We start from the raw sequence: 15,960 nt of genomic DNA on the forward strand, positions 1-15,960 counted from the left end.
ACACAGATTGTCTTGTCTAAATTGTTAAAGAACGTGGTTGCTAGTGCAACCTCACCGTAAGCCGTTGCTTCTTGGTGATTCACCTCTCTCGAAGTGGAAGCGCATTTTACATCGTTTGTTTTTGATGTCAACCTTGTTTTTAAACTTTTTAATTGTTTTTAAACTTGGTTTTGCGTTTCAGTTTGAAGTTGCTTGAAGCCACCTCAAAACGTGGAGCGCATTATAAATAGCTGAACTAAAAGATCAACACTTAAATGGTGTTTTTTTGCTGTTTAATGAAATTATTAGCTTAACCGTTCATTTCTCCATCATTTCTGCTAGTTTTATGCGTCTTTAGACTAGTTTTTTCACATTTTATTGTTCAATTTGTTACAAATGAGTAAACTAGCAACGGCCTTCAACCCAAAAAAACAATAGAAAGGTAGTTATATGAAAGTAGGCTTTATTCAGTGCACTATTATTAGTGCCATTTTTGCAATCGCAGGTTATTTATTATTTTCTTCAGCGAGTTTGGACGTTCACGTTCCATTGACTGTCTCCGCTGCACTTCTGATCAGCGGGATCGTTACGCCTTGGCTAGCTTCACTTATCCAAAGCTCACCTTCTTCAGATGGCGATGCTATCAGTTCAGATGCTGTTGAAACACTTTACGTCGGTAACTTGCCGTATCGTGCAAATGAAAGCGCAGTAAAAGAATATTTTAGTAGCTATGCGGAAGTTCAATCGGTTCGCCTAATGAAAGATCGCAAAACAGGTAAACGGAAAGGTTACGGCTTTATAGAAGTAGTAGCGAAAGATGTAGACTCTGTTATTGAAAAAACTAACGACTCCACTTTCCAAGAACGCACCTTAAAAGTGCGACCGGCGAAAGAGAAAGTCGAACACGCTTAAATAAAAAAGCCTGGTTTAAACCAGGCTTTTTTTATCTGTTACTTTTTACCTACCAGTTTTTACCTATGACTTAGAAGAAGACTCATTACTATCAATATTGATATCTGCCTGTGGCAATCCATCTAATAATGTCTGATTAAATGTGTGGAATCTATTTATCGCACTAATCAGGTCTGGTACCTGAACGTCTTCCATATTACTAATGAGTCCTGCTATTAATGCATTGTAATCTTCATTAGACGCTAAGGTAGTTTCAGCATTCTCAAACGTATTCATCATCTTTTCTAAATACTGAGATACTGGGCTTACTACATTACCATACTGGCTACGCTGATCCTTATCTTCGTTATAATGCTGTATATTTTCATAAGCCTTTAATACGTCAGTTTGGGTAGACCTATTTAACTGCAGTGCGTAACCCACTAATTCTTTATCGTCGAAGCCTAAACTCAATGCCTCTTCAAAGGCCTTGTCAACGTCACCTTTATAGAACGTATCTGCTAGGTCTTGAACTTGACCCACCAAATCGGCAATAGACTTCATTTCAGCTTCATCTAATTCTCCCTTCAGGGAAAAGCTAATTCCACTTCGTTCATAATATTCAAATGCCGTCGTTTGCTGTGCCGACACGCTAGTTGTTGTTGCGCCATCACCAGATCCATCACTGATTGATTGGGTTTGAAACGACGTTTGTTGACTAGCTTGGAATGACTGCAAGCTTTCAAAGCTAAAGGTGACTTCATCGCCGTCTTTTGTACGTATAGACAATTGTCCTGACTGCTCGTTAGATACCGACGCAGCGGCAAGTGTTGATACACGCGCTACATTGCCGTTCTCCACACCCTGTCGATTGAATATATCGGTTTCTAAATCGTCTATACCCGTATCGATAAGTTCACGACTTTTACTGATCCCGTTTTCAAGCTCTTCGTTCATGAAGCCTGCTAAGTCTTTTTCTGCCATTGCAAAGCCTCTGCTCACGCCTTCTCTTGCTTGGCTAAACAGACCGTTAAGCTTTTCATCACTCGCACCACCGTCAGCAGCACCGCGAATAACACCGCCCACAAAACGCATTACATTTTTAGCCACTTTTTCGAAATCGAATAGGCTATTGTTCTTTTCTTCTACTTTCTTATCAGCCAGCTCTTTTGGCTTCTGTCCATCAATCTCAAGAGTTTGACTAAGACTACCGCTGACTACCCGCAACCCAATACTCGTTTGCGTGCTGTTGACAGAAACTGTTGATGCCTGCTGCTTAGCTAGTTCAGCAGCCTGTTGCAATCCATCTTGCTGAAGCTGCTTTTTCAGTGCCTCATTAGGATGAACTGCTGTCTTTTGATCGGCCTTCTGATCGCCCATAAAAGCCTTGATTTGACCCACGTTCATAATTTGATCCTCACTATCCTCATATAGTTTATCGGCACTAACTCAATATTGTTTAATTTTAATACAGAATATTTTACTACGCTTAACATTTAGGTTTGCACATATTATAGAAGCCTCTACAATTCGCGTCCTTGTGAGAAGTGACATTTGAAACGACTTCTCTTGTAGATGTTAGCCCATAGCTTTTGATGGAGAACAATTGATGGAAAATAAGACGTCAGATACCAACCTATTGCAGTACCAAGAACAACTCGACGAAAAAGTAGCTCGTCTTGGTTCGCTGCTTTCTGCATTTGATGCACCATCATTGTCAGTATTTCCCTCATCACCTACGCATTACAGAATGCGAGCCGAGTTTAGGGTTTGGCACGATGGTGACGATCTTTTCCATATTATGTTTGATCAGCAAACAAAAGAAAAATATCGCGTAGATACGTTTGAACCTGCCTGTGAGGCAATCAATAAAGCCATGGCGGCACTTTTAGACATAGTGCGCCCGAGTGAATCACTGCGTCGAAAGCTGTTTCAAATCGATTACCTGTCTGCACTGTCAGGAGAATTAGTCATAAGTTTGTTGTACCACAGACAGCTAGACAGCGAGTGGGAACGCGAGGCAAATGAACTTAAAGATACCTTATCTAGGCTCTTTCCTGCAGTCAGTATTATTGGTAGAGCCCGCAAACAAAAGATTATTGTTGGGAATGACTTTGTAATCGAAAAGCTGCCCATTAATAACCGCGAATTTGTGTTTAAGCATATTGAGAATAGTTTTACCCAACCCAATGCCAAAGTGAATTGCGATATGATTGAATGGGCACTGGACTGCGTTAAGCCGCTTACTGGCGATCTGCTGGAAATGTACTGTGGCGCAGGTAACTTTTCAATTCCTCTGGCCATCCACTTCGATAATGTGATTGGTACCGAGATAGCGAAGCCTTCGGTAAACGCAGCCCAATACAATATTGAGCAAAACCATTTAAACAATGTAAAAATAGTACGATTAGCGGCAGAAGAATTTACTCAAGCCATGCGAGGCGAGCGTACTTTTAGTCGTTTGGAAGGTATTGAACTTAGCGATTATAACTTTACTACCGTGTTAGTCGATCCGCCTCGTGCAGGGCTAGACGAGGATTCATTAAAAATGATCCAAGATTACGACAATATTATTTATATATCCTGTAACCCTGAGACCTTAGCCGATAATTTGCAGGTATTGTGCACCACTCATGCTGTAGCTAAAACTGCGTTATTCGACCAATTTCCATTTACCCACCATATTGAAGCTGGCGTGTTGCTAACGAGAAAGTAATGGGTTGAAGGTAAGGTATTAATAGAAATCGCGCTGTTAATGCCTTATCTTTTTATCGTTGCTCCGAGTTGAACAAATCGCAATTGCGTTTTTACTTTCTCCCCAATTTCGCCGCGCAGCTTATCATCAGCCTCAAGGGCTTCTGCTCCTGCGCTAAAAACAAGTCTCACCATCGCGTCGGCTTGTATATGCGCCGATGCATATTCAACACCTTGCTTTTCAATTATGTAATCGGTTAACTCGTCAATAAAATGCTGAATCTCTCTGAATACGGCCAGTCGATAAGCTGACGACGTACCCGTGTGCTCTCGCAATAACAATCGAAATACATTGGTGTTTGCCGCAATAAACTCCATAAAGGTTTCAACGGATGTGTGAATAACACCACCGCCAGACGCAATTCGTCGCCTGGCCTGTCGCATTAATTGCCTTAGTGCTAAACCCGCCTCGTCGACCAACGTTAAACCAAGTTCGTCCATATCTTTGAAGTGTCGATAAAAGGAAGTAGGTGCAATACCCGCTTCTCGCGCTACTTCTCGAAGACTAATCGCTGATAAGCTTCTGTTTTCATCAAGCAAAGAAAATGCTGCATGAATAATATTTTGACGGGTTTTTAATTTTTGCTCTTGTCGGCTCACGTTAATACCACTTCTTTATTCCTTATCAGATTATCCCATTGTCTGCTTTAAGACGAAACATAACTTTGCACTACATTTTACATTAACGTCAGTGTTTTAGCATAAATACAGAACGCCAACGTAATAATAGTGTCCTAACATTGTCATCAAGTTTAAGAATAATCGAACTGGTCTATAATAATTAAAGTTTAGCTAGGTTAGCAGAACTTAACCTAGTTTTACTTGCCTGAGAATGCATAAAACGATAAATTAGCGAACAGTTGTAAGCCAAGTAGTCAAAAATGAAAAAACCTCCTCTTATATTAACGAACGTACTGGTATTTATTATATCCGGTGCGATTGCATTCATTGGTGCCCCACTGTGGGTGGCGCATCGCGGAATAGACTGGGTCGAAATAAGCGCAGCTATCTTCTTATTTTACTTTACCGGTATGTCGATCACTGCTGGTTATCATCGCCTGTGGTCGCACAAAACATACGATGCGAACATTGTAGTACGCGTAATTTTAGCGATTGGCGGTGCAATGGCGCTACAAAACAGCATATTACATTGGTCTTCAGATCACCGAGTCCATCATCGCCATGTAGACGACAATGACAACGATCCATACTCAGCAAAGAAAGGTCTGTGGTTTGCTCATATTGGCTGGATGCTTCGCGAGTACCAATCTAATCGTTACGATGATTATGGCAACTGCAAAGACCTGCAGAAAGACAAGGTAGTAATGTGGCAACATAACTATTACCTACCCATAGTATTAGTGGCTAATTTCGGAATTACTGGTCTGTTGGGTTGGTTGAACGGCGATGTAATGGGCATGATCCTAATTGCTGGCGTGCTTCGACTGGTACTTGTTCACCACGTGACGTTCTTCATCAATTCACTTGCTCATTTCTGGGGCGACCAGCCTTATACCGATAAGAACACAGCAAGAGACAATGGTTTGCTAGCATTTTTCACTTTTGGTGAGGGGTATCACAATTACCACCATATCTTTGAATATGACTATCGCAACGGCATTCGTTGGTATCAATTCGATCCGACAAAATGGCTAATTCGCGGGCTGTCGTTTGTTGGTTTAACCACGAACCTACGAAAGGTTCCTGAAGAGCGCATAGAAAAGGCGCTGGCGGCAATGCAGCTTCAACGAGCGAGCGAAAAAGTCTCGATGCTTCCAAATGCCGATGAAATGATGAATACCATTCAACAGGAGTACGATCTACTTATGCAACGCATGAGCGATTACTACTCTACGAAAAAGCGCATCATGCGAGTGAAGCAGAAATCTTTTCAACGCACACTCGAAGGTTTAGAGCTTACGTATAAGTACAAAGAATTGAAGCATTCATTTGCAGTTCAAAAAGAGAAGTGGCTGCAGCTTCAAACGCTCTCTTTGCAAATGGCTTAACCACCCATACATTACAACTGAAATGAAAAACCACATGTAATTCGTTGCATGTGGTTTTTTTTATGTGCTATTAACTACTAGAGTTATTTGTATAGGTAGTAGTAAGGTGTGAGTGAGATACAATGAAAGCAGCTCATACAATCCTTACGCGTTCACACTTAAACAGGAAGACAACATGGCAGCAAAGCAAAAAACTCCATCGTATCATTACGACGCAATAGTTATTGGCACAGGCCCTGGCGGAGAAGGGGTTGCGATGCAGCTAGCGAAAGCCGGTAAAAAAGTGGCGGTTGTTGAGCGTTATGAGGCAGTTGGAGGCGGGTGTACACATTGGGGAACTATCCCATCTAAGGCGCTTCGTCATTCGGTAAGTCGTTTAATTGAATATAACAGTTCGCCCCTCTTTGCTGACAATCATTTAAGCAGAAGCTTAACGTTTTCAGAAATCATGCGCCACGCCAGTGGTGTTGTTAATAGCCAGACCCGTTTAAGGTCGTCGTTTTACGACAGAAATCGCGTTACCTTATTTCACGGCGAAGCCAGCTTTATCGATGCACATACGCTTCAGATAACCCGCGAAGACGGGTCGAAAGACATTGTTACGGCAGGACAATTTGCATTAGCAACGGGGTCTCGCCCCTACACTCCTAAAGATATCGATTTCAATCACCCTCGTGTGTACAACTCAGACACCATTTTATCACTTAAGCACGATCCTAAATCTATTATCATTTACGGTGCAGGTGTTATTGGTTCGGAATACGCGAGTATTTTTCGCGGTCTGGGTGTGAAAGTAGACTTGGTCAATATGCGCGATCGCCTGCTATCGTTTCTCGATACAGAAATATCAGATGCGCTGAGCTATCACTTATGGAATAACGGTGTACTTATACGTCATAACGAAACCTATGCGTCGGTAGAGACAACAGACGATTCTGTCATTCTTAATTTAGAATCTGGTAAACGGATGAGGGCAGACTGTTTGCTATTTGCAAACGGAAGAACGGGTAACACAGACACGTTAAAGCTTGAGAATATCGGTTTAAAAGCTGACAGCAGAGGCCAGCTGAAAGTGAATGAAAATTACCAGACCGACGTAGATAATGTTTATGCTGTTGGAGATGTGATTGGGTATCCTAGTTTAGCATCTGCCGCTTATAACCAAGGCCGTTTTGCAGCTGAAGCAATGCTAGCTGGTAAGACTCATGCTTCATTGGTGGCCGATATTCCATCAGGTATCTACACCATTCCCGAAATTAGTTCAGTTGGTAAAACTGAGCAAGAGCTTACTGCAGCGAAAGTACCCTATGAAGTGGGGAGAGCTCAATTCAAGCACCTAGCGCGAGCTCAGATTGCATCTACCCAAACCGGTAGCTTGAAAATACTGTTCCATCGTGAAACTAAAGAGATACTGGGAATTCATTGTTTTGGTGAGCGTGCGTCTGAGATTGTGCATATCGGCCAGGCAATTATGCAGCAGAAAGGAGAAGGCAACACGATTGATTACTTTGTGAATACCACCTTTAACTATCCCACAATGGCAGAAGCTTACAGAGTTGCCGCTATCAATGGTTTGAACAGAATATTTTAGACAAAAAAAAGCCGGCAAATGCCGGCTTCTCGTATTAACACTTCATTTTAATTTCTGTTTGCTGCAAGCGCGTTTAGCGACTCTTTGTGTGCAACAATGTCAATATGCATTTTTTCTTGATCGAATGTCATAGTGGCAATCGCATAATCGCCTTGGCTTTCGCTCGCGATATTAACAAGTTCTTGTTGAGCATTACGGAAACTAATGTTGTTGCCAATTGTGTTGGCCATACATTGGTTATTCATTTCGAACGTTTTCGCGTCCATACAATCGAAAAGCTGGTCACTACCAGAGTCCGCATGCGCTATGCCAAATGAAGCTAAAAGGGCTAAACTGAATACTACTTTACGCATGTCTTTTCTCCTTAAGTACATTATTGTACTGTTAGTACAAGAATACGCCATTTATGGGAAGTAGTCAATCTGCATCATAGCTTTGTGACAGTAATATGACAAAGTGAAATATTTGGAGAAAAAATTGGCTGAATTTGCACACTTACTACACCGAGCCAAAACGTGTTCACTCTGCGCCAGTGAACTATCTCATCCGCCACGCCCAATTTTATCTTTAGCGGAACGCACAAAGGTACTTATTATTAGTCAAGCGCCAGGGTTAACGGCTCACAAAAACTATATCCCTTTTATTGACCCTAGCGGTACACGCCTGCGACAGTGGTTGGGCGTGGATAAAGAAACGTTTTACAAACCAGAACTGTTTTCCATTATGCCTATGGGCTTCTGTTTTCCAGGTTATAAGAATGGCGCAGATGCGCCACCTATGAAAATATGTGCTCCAACCTGGCATGAGTCTCTGCTTAAATTCGTACAACCCGAACTCACCATTTTAATAGGACGTTACGCGCAGCAGTACTATTTACCAAAATATAAAACGCTTACCGAAGCCATTAAAACAGAGCACGAGAACTTTATAGCGCTGCCTCACCCATCTGGACGGAACAATCGCTGGCTGGCGAAAAACCCGTGGTTTGAAACACAAACAGTACCCACTTTGCAAAAGACTGTCGCTGCGTTAATTGCCTAGGGCGCGATCTTTGTTGTATGGGTTTCAGACTTTACGTTTCGTCTCTAGGTAGCCTTGTGTTTTTTAGTAACTCAACTAACTGATCAAACGGCATTGGCTTGGCAAAGAAAAAGCCTTGAGCTTCATCGCAACCAAGTTTAATCATATAGATTGCTTGCTCTCGAGTTTCTACACCCTCTGCAATGGTTAACAACCCTAGCTTGTTTCCAAGAGTCACAATAGTTTCTGCAAGCACCGCAGCGGAGCCTGGTTGGATATCTTTTACAAAAGAACGATCGACTTTTAATCGGTCTAAGGGGAGCTGCTGCAAGTAACTCATTGAGGAGAAGCCTGTACCAAAATCGTCGATAGCTATTTTCACTCCGTAGTCTTTTAAAACGCGCAGTGCATCGATGACAATTTGTGGTTCATCCATAACCACGCTCTCGGTGATTTCTAGCTCGAGTAAACTTGGATCGCAATCAGCCTCGGTGAGCGCATTTTTGACTTTATCAACAAAAAACCGGTCTCTGAATTGCGGGATAGAGATATTTACCGCTACCCGCAGGTGTCCGTGACCAAGCTCTCTTAGCTGCTGGAGTCGTCGGCACGACTCTTCTAAAACCCACTCGCCAATATCAACAATAAGCCCGGAATACTCTGCTAGCGGCACAAAAACAGCTGGTGATATATAACCACCGTTTCCATCAGGCCAGCGCAGTAAACCCTCCATACCAACCACTTTGTCGGTCAGTAAATCTACCTGCGGTTGAAACCATAACTCTAGCTTTCGGGCTGCAAAATCGCTACGCAAACGTCGAATCATGTCTAGACGCCACGTTGTTTGGTCTTCAATATCTTTGGCGTAGTATTCAAAATTATCGGTAAGCTTTTTCTTTGCGCGGTTTAAGGCGATATTGGCTCGCTTGAGTAAATCGATGCCGATATTGCGCTCGTTATCTACTTTGCACAGGCCCACTTTTACTTTGACTGGCAGCACATGCTCATCAACCACAAAAGACGAATCGAACAGGGCATTGATTACTTCGGGGCAAACGTCACTTTCTGGGCCAATTAGGCCAAAAACATCGGCCGCTAATCTACTAAGACGTGTGGTGCTGGGTAACGTTGACTGCATTCTTTCGGCAATAGCTCGAAGTAAGTCGTTGCCGACTTCCTGCCCTAGCCCATCATTAACATCGGAGAAGTGATTAACATCAACAAGCGCGACGCAGCAATTTTTACTAGCGATATTGCCTGGGTTGTCTAGCATGTTGATAAATTGGTTGCGATTGGGAAGACGGGTTAGCCAATCTCTGAAAGCGGCGTTACGAAGCTCGTGAAATAAATTAACGTTTTCATATCCAACGGAAATGCTTGATAAAAACACTTCAAGCAGATGTTTATCTAATTCATTAATGCTCTGAGTTTGGCGCATATACACAGCAGCCTCAAAGCCTGCTCTACTTATGTATAAAACCGAACAGGATATATCGAATATATGTTGTTTTAATCGTAGGCAGCGATGCACATTTTCTGTAATTTCATCATTATGAATGGTATTTACAGGCTGATTGATAAATTCAGCATATTCTCCCGCCGCTCCAAGCACATAAATATTTTCATCATCTAGGTCAAGCAAGGAGCCCGCTCGCGCGCACAAGAGCCCTTCTGACTCAAGTCCAATCAGTGAACTAATTTGCGTAACTACGCCTTCACAAAATGCTTTGACAGAATGCTCTTCAAACAAATTTGCCGAGGAGGCAATAATTTTTTCGAGACCAATGCGACTCTGGCTAATGGTAATTATCTGTTGATAAGAGCGAATTGAGGAGATGATCGTTGTAAGTAGTTTAGACCTAGTAAGCTCTGTCTTGGTTTTGTAATCGTTAATATCGTAAAGCTTAATCACCTGCTCTTCAGGAGCAAAGCCAGGCTGACCGGTTCTAAGAATAATACGAGGCTCATTTAAGCCCATTTCTTCGCGAATGTACTTTACTACGTCGAATCCCGCGTCGTCGGTTTCCATCACTACGTCGAGAAGAATAATGGCAATGGTGTTGCCATAGTCATGGAGGCGCTCTTTCGCCTCTTTAGCTGAGTGGGCGTGAATGAAGTTCAACTTACGATCGTTGACTGTCAAATCAGACAACGCAAGACGGGTGACCGTGTGAATTTCTTCATCGTCATCAACAATAAGAATATTCCAGTCTTTCCCGAGCTTTAGCTCAATATCTGTCGCATCGTCATCTAAGAAGATAAGTTCGTCGTTTTCGTAATCCGTTGCCGACATAACCGCTTAATTCCCCAATTTAAATAAAACATAACTGCGCACAACTGTATCGAGCTTAACGATTACATTGATAAAACCGATGTGCAATGCAATAGTGACATCCTGTTACTCATTGTTACAAATGAAATTGTCACAACTTTTATGAAAATTAACCCACAGCATCTAACCCAAGAGGTAAAGAAAACGCCACCGCCTCTGCGTAGTAAAGAGGAGCCCGTTAATCCAGCGGCTCACACTAAAGACTCTACAAATAAAAATGCAGAAATTGAGGCGAGCAGGCAGCGTATGCTGTCTTGGTTTTCTAGAGTAGGTATTACCCCGTCGGCGCTGTCATTAGATCCGAAAAAACAAGAACATGCCCTCGAGCGGCGTAAAAAAATACTTCAGATACAAAAAGCGAATAATTTAAAATCTATACTCAATATAGCACTAAATGTAACAATCAACGAACAAACAAGCGACAACCTTGATCCAGATTGGTTTTTTGCATTTAGCACGTTAGCTGAAGAAATTTATAGCGCGCCAATGCAAGAACTATGGGGAAAAATTTTTGCTGTTGAAGTATCCAGGCCCGGTAGTTTTTCACTGCGAAGCTTACAAACTCTGAAATCTCTTACACATCGCGATGCCAAAGTGTTTATCAAGGCGGTTAACGTAGCGAGTAAACAAAATAATGACTCTGTGCCGCGTATCTTAGTGGGTTATCACAAGAGAAAAAGGCTGCTTTCAATTTTCAAAAAACCTGTGCCAGAACAGATTAACCTTGCGAGTGTGGGATTAAGCTATCCGGATTTGCTATCACTTCAAGAGATGAAACTGATTTATGCCAGTGAAATTGAAAGTGGTGAGTACAGAGAAGGACAGCAGACATCGTGGCGATGCGTTAACGACACCTTTTCACTTACGTGTAAAACCCAAGGCGTAGCGCTGGTTTATTATAAGTTTACGCCCGTTGGAAGTGAGCTGTTTAAGCTTGTGGGGAAAAATACAAACCCGCTCTATATGCAAAATATAAAAGCGATTTTAACTGAAGTGTTTAACATTGCATGACTGCTTGCCTCACACAAGTGAGACACATGCAGTCAGCCATGTAAATTAAATACCATCACCGAATTCGTGCAATCCGCACTCTCTTTTAAGACCAAAGAAGCGTGTATCTTGCTCTTCCATGCCCTCTTGTAACGACTGTGTGGTATGCCAGTCGCCAATAGACACGTAGCCTTGCTCCCAAAGCGGATGATAAGAGAGATTGTGCTCTTTTAGGTAGTAGTGCAGGTCTTTATTGCTCCAATCTATGATGGGATAGAGTTTAAACTGCCCAGACACTTTTTGCAGAACAGGTAACTTCCCTCGAGAATCTGACTGACTGCGACGCAAACCAGCAAACCAAGTTCCAGCATTAAGCTCTTGCAGCGCTCTTTGCATAGGCTCAACTTTGTTAAGAGAATTGTAAGTTTCAATTCCCTCTATGCCTTGCTCCCACAGTCTGCCAAATCGAGCTTCTTGCCATGCTGATGACATATTCGCTTGATATACATGTAGGTTAAGCTTGAGCTTAGCAACCAGTTCATCGATGAATTGGTAAGTCTCGGGAAACAAATACCCCGTGTCGGTTAACACAACAGGAATATCTGGCTTTGCTTGTGTCAGCATATGCAGCATTACCGCAGACTGAGCACCAAAGCTTGACGACACAATATGAGTATCAGGCAAATTATCAAAGGCCCATTCCACTCGTTGTTGTGCCGTCATCGCTTCAAGCGACCCGTTGATATCAGCAAGCTCTTCCTTGCTGATATCTAGCGATAATACTTGCTCTGTAACCGCCGTATTATTGCTCATAGAAATCACGCGCAGAATCAACTACCGGTTTAACAACGCCGGTACGAACAACAAAATCTCCAAACGCTTCGCCGTCTTCTCGATTGCTAGCCCACTGGCCAAACAGCGTATCGAGCTCTGACATAATTTCTTGCTCGCTGATGTTTTCACGATACATACGAGGGATACGTGTCCCCTCGCGGTCGCCACCTAAATGCAGGTTGTACTTGCCAGGGCCTTTTCCAACTAATCCTACTTCAGAAAGCATGGCACGACCACAGCCATTCGGACAGCCCGTTACGCGGAAAATCACGCTATCATCAGCAAGCCCGTGTTTGGCTAATAGTCCCTCAAGCTCAGTGACAGCGTCAGGTAAGTAACGCTCCGCTTCTGCCATTGCTAGCGGACAAGTTGGTAGTGACACACACGCCATTGAATCAAGACGTTGATTAGATACCGCAGGGGCAATTAATCCGTGCTCACGAGCCAATGCTTCTACTTTTTCCTTGTCGGCTGGCGCAACACCGGCGATAATCAGGTTTTGATTTGCCGTTAGCCTGAAATCGCCTTTATGAATCTTAGCAATTTCTGCACACCCTGTTTTTAAGGTCTTTCCTGGGTAATCTAGAATTCGGCCGTTTTCGATAAATACGGTTAAATGATAGTTACCGTCGATGCCTTCTACCCAGCCAAAGCGGTCGCCACGTTCGGTAAACTCAAACGGTCGACTCTCTTGAAATGTAACGTTTGCACGCTTTTCAACTTCAGCTTTAAAGTTATCTACACCAACGCGTTCAAGGGTGTATTTGGTTTTTGCATTCTTACGATTAACACGGTTACCCCAGTCGCGCTGTACAGTCACTACCGCTGCGGCAATATCGAGCGTATTTTCTAGTGGAATATAACCAAAGTCAGTGGCTTTGCGAGGATACGTACTTTTATCCCCGTGAGTCATGGCAAGACCACCACCTACTAATAGGTTAAAGCCAACCAGCTTGCCGTTTTCTGCAATGGCAACAAAATTCAAATCGTTAGCGTGTACGTCAACGTCGTTTTGCGGTGGAATAACAACCGTGGTTTTAAACTTACGTGGAAGATAGTTATCGCCAAGAATAGGTTCAACCGGCTTCTCTGTGGTTTCCACTTTTTCGCCATCTAACCAAATTTCAGCGTAAGCACGTGTTTTAGGAAGTAAGTGCTCGCTTATCTTTTTAGCCCACTCAAACGCCTCTAAATGCAGTTCTGATTCTACAGGGTTCGAGGTACACAATACGTTTCTGTTCACGTCACCGGCTGTCGCAATTGAATCGATGCCTGCTTTATTGAGCATCTGGTGCATCGACTTAATTTTTGGCTTGAGCACACCGTGAAACTGAAAAGTCTGTCGCGTAGTTAACCGGATACTGCCGTACAACGTGTGATCGGAAGCAAACTTGTCTATCGCTAGCCACTGGTCGGGCATAATTACGCCACCAGGTAACCGCGCACGCAACATCACATTTTGCAGCGGTTCAAGCTTTTGCTTAGCACGCTCTGCGCGAATATCTCTGTCATCCTGCTGATACATACCGTGGAAGCGAATTAACTGGAAGTTATCAGCCGTAAAGCCACCTGTAAGATCATCTTTCAGGTCAGTTTCTATTGTTCCGCGAAGGTTTTTACTTTCGCGCTTTAATCTTTCGTTGTCGGCTAATTTGCCCTCAACAACGAATGGAGAGTTTTCATTACTCATTAATAGACATCCTTTTGATAACGTTTCGCTTTACGCAACTCAACCACGTATGATTTTGCTTCCGCTTCTGACTTGCCACCGTGCTCTTGCACAATCTTGATCAGCGCTTCTTCAACATCTTTCGCCATGTGCATAGCATCGCCACACACATAGAAGTGAGCGCCCTGCTCTAACCATTCGAATACTTCTTTACCATTTTCGAGTAGTCGGTGCTGAACGTAAACCTTCTCTTCTTGATCACGTGAGAACGCTAACGTTATTTTGTCTAGCAAGCCTTCTTTTACATATCCTTGCCATTCAACTTGATACAAGAAGTCTTGGGTAAAGTGCGGGTTACCGAAAAATAACCAGTTTTTGCCCTCTGCTTCTTGTACGTCTCTCTCTTGCATAAACGACCTGAACGGCGCGATACCTGTTCCTGGGCCAACCATAATGACTGGCGTATTAGGGTCAGCAGGCAAGCGGAAGTTATCGTTGTTTTCAACGAACACCTCTACTTCACCATTTTCCTCAAGGTATTCGCAAAGGTAACCCGATGCGCCGCCCTGATGACGCTCTCCAAAAGCTTCATAATCAACGTGGGCCACTGTAAGGTGAACTTCGTCCTCTACATAGGCCTGGCTTGACGCAATTGAATAGAGTCGCGGCGTAAGAGGGCGCAGTGCGTCAACAAGTTGCTGCGCTGAAATACTGCCAACATGGTCGCGAACAATATCAATAATTTGTCTGTCGGCCATGTAAGTACGAAGTTGTGCTTTGTCTTCCATCAGCGCTGCCAAACCTTCCGACCCCGTCGCAGCCTGATAGGCCTTGATGAAATTAGGATAGCTCAGTGTTAACTCAAGCTTAGAGGTAAGCGCCTCTTTTAGCGTCATGGCACTTTCTGCCACCACTACCTCTGCATTTTCATCAAGAGAAAGCAGTGCAATAAGGTCGTTTACCAACGAAGGGGCATTTTTAAACCATACGCCAAGGGCATCGCCTGGTTTGTAGGTAATACCTGAGTCTTCAAGGCTAATTTCGATATGACGAATATCTTTAATTGAGTCTCTGCCGGTGATCTTTTGAGATTCAATCAACGATGCAGTATAAGGCGCTTTCTTTGTATAAGTTTGCGCCGGAGCCCCCGCAACCGCAACACCGGTTTGTGCCGCTACGGCCGGAGCTGCTGAGGCTGTGAAATCTTCTTTCAACGAGTCAATAAAGCTGTTCAGCCATGCTTCTGCTTCGGCCTCGTAATCTACGTCACAATCTAAGCGGTCGATAACCGCAGTTGCACCTAATTTAGATAAACGCTCGTCGAAGTCTTTGCCGGTTTGGCAGAAAAACTCGTAGCTACTATCTCCTAGGCTTACTACGCCGTACTTTGTATTCGCTAACTTCGGCGCTTTTTTACTTGCGACATATTCATGCAGCTCGATGGCGTCGTCTGGCGCATCGCCTTCACCATGAGTACTAACGAACACGGCAACGTGAGTTTCGCTTTTAAGGTTACGGGCTTTATAGTCCGCCATGCTTACTAGCTTGCTGTTATACCCTGCACCTTCTGCTTTCGCTTGGCACTCGTGAGCTAACGCTTTGGCGTTACCAGTTTGAGAGCCGTACAAAATAGTAAGAGTGGGAGCATCTCCCGCTGACACAGGTGCCGCTTGTAGCGACGGCGCCACTGCCCCGCCCTGCGCAGCAGCCATACCCGCAGCATAACCACTCACCCATGTGAGCTGATCACGATTTAGACCAGCAATAGCTTGCGTGATCGCATTCCACTGCTGTTCATTTACTACCGCGCCTGGCGCTGAATTTGACACTGTTGTTGAGTTAGAATCTTTTGACATAGTCTTATAGCCCTTTTTCGATGTCGCTAGGCTAA

General features: G+C 43.6%; 13 protein-coding genes. 6 read left to right on the forward strand and 7 right to left on the reverse strand.

Annotated elements, in window-relative coordinates; translation table 11 throughout:
* The first annotated feature begins 429 nt into the window (after positions 1–429).
* Positions 430–891 (forward strand): RNA recognition motif domain-containing protein, encoded by a 462-nt coding sequence (locus JV36_RS0104790; RefSeq protein WP_032095585.1) that lies wholly within the window; start codon positions 430–432, stop codon positions 889–891.
* A gap of 63 nt (positions 892–954) precedes the next feature.
* Here the strand turns inward: JV36_RS0104790 and JV36_RS0104795 are convergent, their stop codons facing one another.
* Positions 955–2,277 carry a DUF5610 domain-containing protein gene (locus tag JV36_RS0104795; RefSeq protein ID WP_032095584.1) on the reverse strand — a complete coding sequence of 441 codons (1,323 nt, stop codon included), beginning with the start codon at positions 2,275–2,277 and terminating at the stop codon, positions 955–957.
* A 202-nt stretch (positions 2,278–2,479) separates the two neighbouring features.
* Between JV36_RS0104795 and trmA the strand changes: the two genes are divergently transcribed.
* On the forward strand, positions 2,480–3,586 hold the full coding sequence (gene trmA / locus JV36_RS0104800) for a tRNA (uridine(54)-C5)-methyltransferase TrmA (protein ID WP_032095583.1): 1,107 nt from the start codon (positions 2,480–2,482) through the stop codon (positions 3,584–3,586).
* Between the two features lie 44 nt (positions 3,587–3,630).
* Here trmA and fabR read toward each other — a convergent pair whose 3' ends face one another.
* The gene (gene fabR / locus JV36_RS0104805; protein WP_032095582.1) at positions 3,631–4,224 is read right to left on the reverse strand and encodes an HTH-type transcriptional repressor FabR; all 594 of its coding nucleotides are present in this window, start codon (positions 4,222–4,224) and stop codon (positions 3,631–3,633) included.
* A 281-nt stretch (positions 4,225–4,505) separates the two neighbouring features.
* On the opposite strand from fabR, the gene JV36_RS0104810 reads away from it, so the two are divergent.
* Together JV36_RS0104810 and sthA are read left to right on the forward strand one after the other, a co-directional pair.
* The gene (locus JV36_RS0104810) at positions 4,506–5,633 is read left to right on the forward strand and encodes an acyl-CoA desaturase (RefSeq protein WP_032095581.1); all 1,128 of its coding nucleotides are present in this window, start codon (positions 4,506–4,508) and stop codon (positions 5,631–5,633) included.
* Between the two features lie 175 nt (positions 5,634–5,808).
* Positions 5,809–7,224 (forward strand): Si-specific NAD(P)(+) transhydrogenase, encoded by a 1,416-nt coding sequence (sthA, locus tag JV36_RS0104815; RefSeq protein WP_032095580.1) that lies wholly within the window; start codon positions 5,809–5,811, stop codon positions 7,222–7,224.
* A gap of 47 nt (positions 7,225–7,271) precedes the next feature.
* Here sthA and JV36_RS0104820 read toward each other — a convergent pair whose 3' ends face one another.
* On the reverse strand, positions 7,272–7,577 hold the full coding sequence (locus JV36_RS0104820) for a hypothetical protein (RefSeq protein WP_032095579.1): 306 nt from the start codon (positions 7,575–7,577) through the stop codon (positions 7,272–7,274).
* 124 nt (positions 7,578–7,701) lie between these two features.
* On the opposite strand from JV36_RS0104820, the gene JV36_RS0104825 reads away from it, so the two are divergent.
* Positions 7,702–8,265: a uracil-DNA glycosylase family protein gene (locus JV36_RS0104825; protein ID WP_235207773.1), complete on the forward strand. Its 564-nt coding sequence runs from the start codon at positions 7,702–7,704 to the stop codon at positions 8,263–8,265.
* 31 nt (positions 8,266–8,296) lie between these two features.
* Here the strand turns inward: JV36_RS0104825 and JV36_RS0104830 are convergent, their stop codons facing one another.
* On the reverse strand, positions 8,297–10,537 hold the full coding sequence (locus JV36_RS0104830) for a bifunctional diguanylate cyclase/phosphodiesterase (RefSeq protein WP_032095577.1): 2,241 nt from the start codon (positions 10,535–10,537) through the stop codon (positions 8,297–8,299).
* 141 nt (positions 10,538–10,678) lie between these two features.
* On the opposite strand from JV36_RS0104830, the gene JV36_RS0104835 reads away from it, so the two are divergent.
* Positions 10,679–11,587: a TIGR03899 family protein gene (locus tag JV36_RS0104835; protein ID WP_081926529.1), complete on the forward strand. Its 909-nt coding sequence runs from the start codon at positions 10,679–10,681 to the stop codon at positions 11,585–11,587.
* A 45-nt stretch (positions 11,588–11,632) separates the two neighbouring features.
* On the opposite strand, the gene JV36_RS0104840 is transcribed toward JV36_RS0104835, so the two are convergent.
* From JV36_RS0104840 to JV36_RS0104850, 3 genes are read right to left on the reverse strand one after another with little or no spacing between them, the layout of a single operon-like run.
* On the reverse strand, positions 11,633–12,379 hold the full coding sequence (locus JV36_RS0104840) for a phosphoadenylyl-sulfate reductase (RefSeq protein WP_032095576.1): 747 nt from the start codon (positions 12,377–12,379) through the stop codon (positions 11,633–11,635).
* Positions 12,369–14,090, reverse strand: a complete 1,722-nt coding sequence (gene cysI / locus JV36_RS0104845) for an assimilatory sulfite reductase (NADPH) hemoprotein subunit (protein WP_032095575.1) — start codon at positions 14,088–14,090, stop codon at positions 12,369–12,371. The genes JV36_RS0104840 and cysI overlap by 11 nt, the downstream gene beginning before the upstream one ends.
* Complete coding sequence (locus JV36_RS0104850; protein WP_052010118.1) at positions 14,090–15,925, reverse strand: assimilatory sulfite reductase (NADPH) flavoprotein subunit; 1,836 nt, start codon at positions 15,923–15,925, stop codon at positions 14,090–14,092. Before JV36_RS0104850 ends, cysI begins: the two co-directional genes overlap by 1 nt.
* Between the last annotated feature and the right edge of the window lie 35 nt (positions 15,926–15,960).

Origin of the sequence: Alteromonas sp. LOR, assembly GCF_000753865.1 — a bacterium.
In the GTDB taxonomy this organism is placed as follows: Bacteria; Pseudomonadota; Gammaproteobacteria; order Enterobacterales; family Alteromonadaceae; genus Alteromonas.

Coding starts and splice junctions, on each gene's coding strand:
- JV36_RS0104790 (WP_032095585.1), top strand. CDS start 430: ATGAAAGTAGGCTTTATTCAGTGCACTATTATTAGTGCCATTTTTGCA.
- JV36_RS0104795 (WP_032095584.1), bottom strand. CDS start 2,277: ATGAACGTGGGTCAAATCAAGGCTTTTATGGGCGATCAGAAGGCCGAT.
- trmA (WP_032095583.1), top strand. CDS start 2,480: ATGGAAAATAAGACGTCAGATACCAACCTATTGCAGTACCAAGAACAA.
- JV36_RS0104810 (WP_032095581.1), top strand. CDS start 4,506: ATGAAAAAACCTCCTCTTATATTAACGAACGTACTGGTATTTATTATA.
- sthA (WP_032095580.1), top strand. CDS start 5,809: ATGGCAGCAAAGCAAAAAACTCCATCGTATCATTACGACGCAATAGTT.
- JV36_RS0104820 (WP_032095579.1), bottom strand. CDS start 7,577: ATGCGTAAAGTAGTATTCAGTTTAGCCCTTTTAGCTTCATTTGGCATA.
- JV36_RS0104830 (WP_032095577.1), bottom strand. CDS start 10,537: ATGTCGGCAACGGATTACGAAAACGACGAACTTATCTTCTTAGATGAC.
- JV36_RS0104835 (WP_081926529.1), top strand. CDS start 10,679: ATGAAAATTAACCCACAGCATCTAACCCAAGAGGTAAAGAAAACGCCA.
- JV36_RS0104840 (WP_032095576.1), bottom strand. CDS start 12,379: ATGAGCAATAATACGGCGGTTACAGAGCAAGTATTATCGCTAGATATC.
- cysI (WP_032095575.1), bottom strand. CDS start 14,090: ATGAGTAATGAAAACTCTCCATTCGTTGTTGAGGGCAAATTAGCCGAC.
- JV36_RS0104850 (WP_052010118.1), bottom strand. CDS start 15,925: ATGTCAAAAGATTCTAACTCAACAACAGTGTCAAATTCAGCGCCAGGC.